The sequence below is a fragment of the Neisseria sp. 19428wB4_WF04 genome (assembly GCF_015235335.1).
Lineage (GTDB): Bacteria > Pseudomonadota > Gammaproteobacteria > Burkholderiales > Neisseriaceae > Neisseria > Neisseria musculi.
Genome location: NZ_JADGLG010000033.1, coordinates 21,431 through 27,666 on the forward strand (window position 1 = coordinate 21,431; position 6,236 = coordinate 27,666).

A 6,236-nucleotide genomic window follows, 5' to 3' on the forward strand; every position below is an offset into this window, starting at 1 on the left:
TTTTTCTTTAATAATTAACTGCGGTAGTGGATCATGATTCCATCATCGCACACGTTGATTTGATCAATAAAATGCTGTAGCATTGTCCAAATTTTTTCAGATGACTTCGATTTCATAATTACACCCTTCAGCACATTCACGTTGCTCTTCAGGTCAACATCACTATATTGGTGTATATTCAGGTCCTTTGTCGATGCTTTCCAGTTTTTCAATCAGCAAAGTTTCACGGTCAGTGTAAGATTTTGCACAGGCGAGTATCTCCTCCATATTTGGGGCATTCGCTTTCGTAATCAAATCGTTGGTCAATTCCGACAAAACAAAGGTCGAGCCGTTGGCCTTACACGACAGCGTTACAAGGTCAAGGCGCTTGATAACGGGCCGCACCGTCAAACCTGCGCCCAGCAGGGTAGCGCCGTGAAACAGGCCGGCTTCGTTATCCTGCCAGTTTTCGTGATATTCGGCGCTGAGATAGGTAAACCCGCGTTCTTTCACGGCTTTCAAGCCGAAATCCGTCCATTCCACTAGCCCGCGCAGGCGGTTGCCTTCAACCGACAGCTTCAGGATTTTCGCCGCCGAACCGTCGCCGGGCTTGTGGTTCACGTCTAAAAACACGTCCTGCCCAACCACGCCGTCTTCAAAATTCTTCACCATGCTCAACAGCATGGGCGCGGTAATTTCAAAGCGGCCGTAGCGCGGGTCGGTAAAGCTGCCCACGCGCGTAATCGTTACCCACGACGTTTTCTTGCCCGATTGCGGCAAGGTCGCGGGAGCGGAGCACACGCGCAGCGGCTCGGTGCGGGTGGATTCGGAAAGTTTGATAATGCGGGGAAAAGAAAACATGGCCTTATCCGTATTCAAGATAAGGCCAAGATTAAGCGGTATTAAGGATGTAAAACAGTATGATTTTAGGCAAGAAAAAAGGCCGTCTGAAACCATTTTCCTGATGTCGCGAAAATGGTTTCAGACGGCCTGTGTAGAATTTCGGCTAATTAAATTCGTAGAACTTCCCCCAACCTGCGCCATCTTCCAATGGCCTAAAGCGGCAGGCGTCTTCCATGCAGCTTGATTTTGCAACAACGCCAGTGCGGCGGCCATCACCAACATGAAACGAACAATTATGTCTAATTGCCTTTCCAAAATCAGGATGATTATCAAGCGTCAGCGAAACTTCAGATACCTTATGCCATCCATAAATGATTTTCTGTTCAGGAGACGCCTCCCGGGTAGAAACCGATACCCCTGAAAAAGATTCAGGCTTCGAAAAAACATTGTAACAAGTTGCCGCAAGACGGTGAGCAGCATAACTCAAATCCTGTTTTTCAGAATCGGTAACATTCACAGGATACCGGATTTCAAGCGGTTTGATTTCATGATCGGAACAAGCAGATAAACCCAACAAAAAAATAGGCAATAACCATTTATTCATAACGTTACACCGGATAAAAATATTACAATTGCAATTATATCCAAAAAACAGGCCGTCTGAAATTTCAGACGGCCTTTAAGTTTGACAAACCACGCAGCAGGCACTATATTGAAAACGTAGCAAGCAGGCTGTGAAACACGGTGATAATCTGGGGGCCGTAGCCATTGCGAGCGCGTGCCGGTGATTCCCAGCCCGGCCGCAGCCTGTTTTCTTGCTATAAAGAACCGTATTCGTTTTTGAATACGGTTTCTTTTTTCAGTGCCCGCTTCACCGTCTTCATGTCTGAAACGTGCAATGAAGTCAAATATACTTCGCTGCCGTCGCGGGTTGTTTTCAACACCGCCTTCATCACCCTTTCATCTTCTTGAAAAAACATCACCGAGCTTTCGTTACTGTGCGCCACCACCTGGGCCTTATCAATCAGATGCTGCAAATTCAGATAGTGTTTCATAAAAACAGGCTGCCCGGCATGGTGGGCAAACTGTTTGATTAAAGTTTCGTCAGACACAAACACATACCCGGCCTGAGTGTTCAGCCATGATTTCTGCTCCGAAGACAGGCCGGCGGCAACCCACCGCTTTTTCTGTCCAAGCTCGCGCCGTAACCTGTCCGTATCGGCTCCACGGGCTTTCAACACATCAACATGATGTTTTAAAGATTGATAGGATTTGTTGAAAGAATCCTCATAAACAGATGGGTATTGGGTTTTCGCAGATGATTCGGCCTTGTCTTTCCCAGAACCACCGGCCTCATCATCAAACACTGCCATCACATAAGAAAACGTATTCGGGTGCGCCGGCCACGGGCAGCTTTCACGGGTGGGATACACCCCTGCGCCCAAGCCGTACAGGTCGGCCGAAGCGTGGGTGTCGCAGATGTCGGGCTTCGGGTGGCGCGGCGAAAGCATAAAGCGCACGCCGCGCACGCCGGCGGTTTCGAACGCCATGCCCATATAGGCTTCGCCGTGCGCCCTTATCAGCTCGGTGCGGAACAGCCGCTCCGCCTGATACACCACGCCGCCGCCCGTGGCCGGGTCGGGGCTTCCCGTCATAATATCGCGCAGGCTTTGCCGCAGCGCGCCGGCGCGGCTGGCATCGTAGGCTTTGGCGATATGCGGCGGCACATCGGCGCCGCTGCCCAAACTGCCCATCACGGCGTGAAAAGCATCGTCGCCGTTGCCAACCGCCGCTTTCAGATGCTCGGCCACCGTATCGGCGGCATGGCGGCTCAAGCGCCAAAGCCGGTCTGAAAGTTGCAGGCCGTCTGAATATACGAAATCTCGTACAAATTTCACAGCATCATCTGCCAGCTTGCTGCGCCGTGAAAAACTCAGGCCGTCTGAAAACGGCATACCGGCCATTACTGCGAGTGTGGTCAGGTCGTTATGCAGCCGCTCGTCTCGGCGGGCATGCAGCCTTTGCAGTATAGACCGCATCGCAGACAGCAGAAAATGCAGCTCGGCAGGCTCCACCCGCCGCCCGTCGTCGCCGCGTATCATTACCGCCATATCGTCGGCCGCTTTTCGATACATCTCCGCCACATCATCGGTCGTGCTGTTCACATAGGCATCGCGCTGGACAATGGCGGCCAGCGTGGCTTTCCGTATTTTTTCGGCCTTGCTCATCGGTTGCTCACACTGGTGGCACTCTCGCCTTTAGGCGCATTCCCCGGCGTGATGCTCACTTTCTGCCCGGTTTGCGGGTAGGGGTCGTAACGCTTCGCATCGTCTGTACGGCGTTTTTCCACGTCGCCGGCGTTGTAACCCATTTCTTCCCAAATCATCGATTGCGGCATACCCAATGCTTGCAGTTTCAGCGCGCGGTCGGTGGTTTGGCTCAAGGTTTCGGTGCGGCGCTCGGCGAAGGTAATATTGAAAGTCTGCCCGTCGGGGTTGATGCCCTGAAGCAGCAGATGCAGGCGGAAGCCCTGCGTATAAGCCCATGCCAACACGTCCTGCAACTGGTCGACTTCGTCGTAGTAGTCGCGCTTCAGGTCTTCGAGAATATCCCGCGCCATGCCGTCGGTGTAGCCCATTAAGCCTTTGGGCAGCGGGCTGCCGGCAAAAAACGAATCGAGCAGGTAAACCACATCGCCGATTTCGCCCATCGTTGCATCGCCCTGAACGGCTGCCACACCGCCTTTTTTATTCAGATAAAAATCGGTGGTAATCAGGTCTTTATTGGCTTCGGTCGCTTCACGGTATTGCTCCATCTCTTCACGGGTGGCGTTTTCCAGCACATGAGCCAGCCGCATCGGGCTGCGGTGGTGGCGGCGGATAACCAAATCCGTGTCGGTCATGCGGAGTTTCCGCCAAATTTCGCGGCTCGCATCCATAAAAGGCCGCCCGAAACAAGATAAATCATCGTAGTTGTCGGGGTCGAGCCGCGCCAGCGTCATCTGCCAAAGCGCAAACGTCGCAATATCTTTGCCGCTGCGGTAATCGTGTTGGGCATAGGCCGTCTGAACATCTCTAAACTGGCCGTTCGGCAAAACATTCGGGCGTATGGTTTCAGACGGCATACGCACCGCATGCGCCACCTGCGCCGCATCGTTTAAAACCCACTGTATCGGCAGGTTGCCTTCCATCACCAAGCCGCGTGCGTCCGATTTCAGCTTCTGCGCATTGTTCAGCTCGAGCCGCTGCTCAAACGCCTGCCACTCTTTCTTAATGCGCTCGTTTTCCGTGGCTTGGAGCAGCACAAGGCCGCCGCGCGTTACGTCCCGCGCCACACGGTTGTGGATACGTTTCATACGGCCGTCTTCTTTGTCCATTCGGCGGATATCCGCCACCACCGCGCGGTGGTGGTAGTCTATGCCTTCCCACGCATATTCGAGATGCGTCGCCCGCTCCGGCGTGGTGCGCATACCGATTTCCGTGTGTTCGAGCGGCTTTTCAACCGCCGTTTCCATTTTCCGGCGGAACAGCCGGTTCATTATTCCCATTTAATTTCCTCACCGATAGCACATCACGCCAGCCTTCTATCAGGCCGGCCTTATACAGTTCACGGATAACGCTGTCATCTCCGAATGCGTCAATCCACTGCCGTTTCATTTCCGCCGCCCGGGCGCGCTCCGCATCGCTTAAACCACTCATCACCGTATCCCCAACAAATCCATCTGCGACACAGCCCGCGTCTGAATCACCGATGGCACGTAGGTTTCCGCCCCCGCAGTCAGCAGCGCCATAATCGCCGCACAGGCCGCATCGAACATATCGTCGCCTATTTTCGGATTCGCCATCTTATAAGAGTTGTAAGCCGAGCCTTTCGCCGGCTCCGCCTTAATGTTTCCGAGCTGGCGGATAAAGGCAGCGAAATCGGAGCTTTCTGCCTGCACCAAATCCAGCACGCTCGGCCCCCAGCTCGTGTTGGCGTCGTTTTTCGTTTTCAGCGCGTCCGAGCCGTCGTCCACATAAGGGATTGCCGCCTGATTATTATGAAACGCCTGTCTTAAAAGACTGGCCATATTGTGCTTAACCATGCCCTCGAAGCGTATCGGAGCAAACGGCCAATGCTGCCACGTCGATGCCGTAGATTGCCCGTCGCCGATGGTGCGGCGGTCGATGTCGGTCAATCCGCGCGCAAAAAGCTGGTCGTTCAGACCGGTGAGCATCCCCAAACCGTAGGCGTCGCCCATTGCGTAATCCGGCATAAAATACTGCCAAAATCCGAGCAAATCCCGCTGAACCACCGCATCGTCCGTGCCGGCCGGCCACGTTTTCACAAACGGAAACGTGGCAAAATTCCCAATCTGCTCGCAAACCACGAGCGCAGACTTGGAAGCATGGGCGGATTCGCCGTGCCCCGAGTGGTCATAACCGAAACTCAACAGCCCGCGCTTCTTATAACGCCCGCCCGGCAACGGGCTGGCCGCCTGAATGCCGGATTGCAGCCCCACCGCCATCGCGCGGCGTATATATTTTTCCCAAATCCAGTTTTGTGCCGCCACATTCATGCACAGAAACTGCCGCAGGTATTCGGCTTCGGGCAACTGCGCTTTCATTTCGTCGATAAAAGCCTGATTCAGAATGCCAAGCTCCATGCCGAGATACACGTCCACCGGCGGCAAGATGTGGTAGCCGCCCGTATTAATCAGTTCAGACAGCACATCCGCGCCCTTGTAAACGCCGGTAATGCGTATCTGCGGGTCGAACTTCACGCCTGAATCAACACCCAAGCGCCGCGCCGAACCCAACATCGGCAGAAACCGTGAAAACAGGCGGTCTGAAGGCATATCATCGATTTCTTCCAGCGAGCCGATGCTCAAACCGTCGCCGTCGATCTGGCTCATAATCCCGTAGCAGACGGCCTTGCTGCCGTTTTCAAACTGGTAGCGCAGGTCGGCCATTTGGCGGCGGCCGTTTTTATGAGCGATGTAGCCCGTCAGAATCGGCGAGCGTCGTATCGCATCCAAGTGATACATCAGATTCGTTTGGCTCTGCTGCAAACGCGGCGCCACAATCCCTTCTTCTTGGAAAGGGTGGGTTGCCAAATATTCAAGGCAATACATCTCTTTCACCGCGGTTTTGCCCGTGCGTCGGCAGGAAAAATCGACCGTGTTTTTCTTGTCGTCCATTTCCTGCATTTTCAAACACTGCATCGGGTCAAGATCAACGTTATGCACATGCTTATGCCAAAGCGCGTGCGGCTTTACCCCCGTTTCCGGGTCGGGCTTCGCATAGCGTGTCAATTCCATTCCAAAACTGAGCCACAGTTGTGGTCTAAAATTGAGCCACCCTATGAGCGGTGTTTCATCCGGTAAGAATCATTGCCCGTCTCAAAAATATCGCAGCAATAAGTCAGACGCTCCA

At 53.7% G+C, this 6,236-nt stretch carries 5 protein-coding genes; all 5 read right to left on the bottom strand.

The window, feature by feature from the left end; translation table 11 throughout:
* Nucleotides 1-162: 162 nt before the first annotated feature.
* Complete coding sequence (locus IR141_RS08210) at nt 163-840, bottom strand: hypothetical protein (protein ID WP_135035792.1); 678 nt, start codon at nt 838-840, stop codon at nt 163-165.
* Nucleotides 841-985: 145 nt separating this feature from the next.
* Nucleotides 986-1,426 carry a hypothetical protein gene (locus IR141_RS08215; RefSeq protein ID WP_135035795.1) on the bottom strand — a complete coding sequence of 147 codons (441 nt, stop codon included), beginning with the start codon at nt 1,424-1,426 and terminating at the stop codon, nt 986-988.
* A 214-nt stretch (nt 1,427-1,640) separates the two neighbouring features.
* A complete protein-coding gene (locus IR141_RS08220) occupies nt 1,641-3,050 on the bottom strand; it encodes a hypothetical protein (protein ID WP_135035798.1) in 1,410 nt (469 codons plus the stop codon).
* Nucleotides 3,047-4,369, bottom strand: coding sequence for a hypothetical protein (locus IR141_RS08225; RefSeq protein WP_194198387.1), 1,323 nt, complete (start codon nt 4,367-4,369; stop codon nt 3,047-3,049). Before IR141_RS08225 ends, IR141_RS08220 begins: the two co-directional genes overlap by 4 nt.
* Nucleotides 4,370-4,519: 150 nt before the next feature.
* Nucleotides 4,520-6,001 (bottom strand): hypothetical protein, encoded by a 1,482-nt coding sequence (locus IR141_RS08230; protein ID WP_228068197.1) that lies wholly within the window; start codon nt 5,999-6,001, stop codon nt 4,520-4,522.
* Nucleotides 6,002-6,236 lie beyond the last annotated feature (235 nt).

Excerpts from the sequence above, each read along its gene's own strand:
- IR141_RS08210 (WP_135035792.1), bottom strand. The coding sequence starts at position 840 with ATGTTTTCTTTTCCCCGCATTATCAAACTTTCCGAATCCACCCGCACC.
- IR141_RS08230 (WP_228068197.1), bottom strand. The coding sequence starts at position 6,001 with ATGGACGACAAGAAAAACACGGTCGATTTTTCCTGCCGACGCACGGGC.
- IR141_RS08215 (WP_135035795.1), bottom strand. The coding sequence starts at position 1,426 with ATGAATAAATGGTTATTGCCTATTTTTTTGTTGGGTTTATCTGCTTGT.
- IR141_RS08225 (WP_194198387.1), bottom strand. The coding sequence starts at position 4,369 with ATGGGAATAATGAACCGGCTGTTCCGCCGGAAAATGGAAACGGCGGTT.
- IR141_RS08220 (WP_135035798.1), bottom strand. The coding sequence starts at position 3,050 with ATGAGCAAGGCCGAAAAAATACGGAAAGCCACGCTGGCCGCCATTGTC.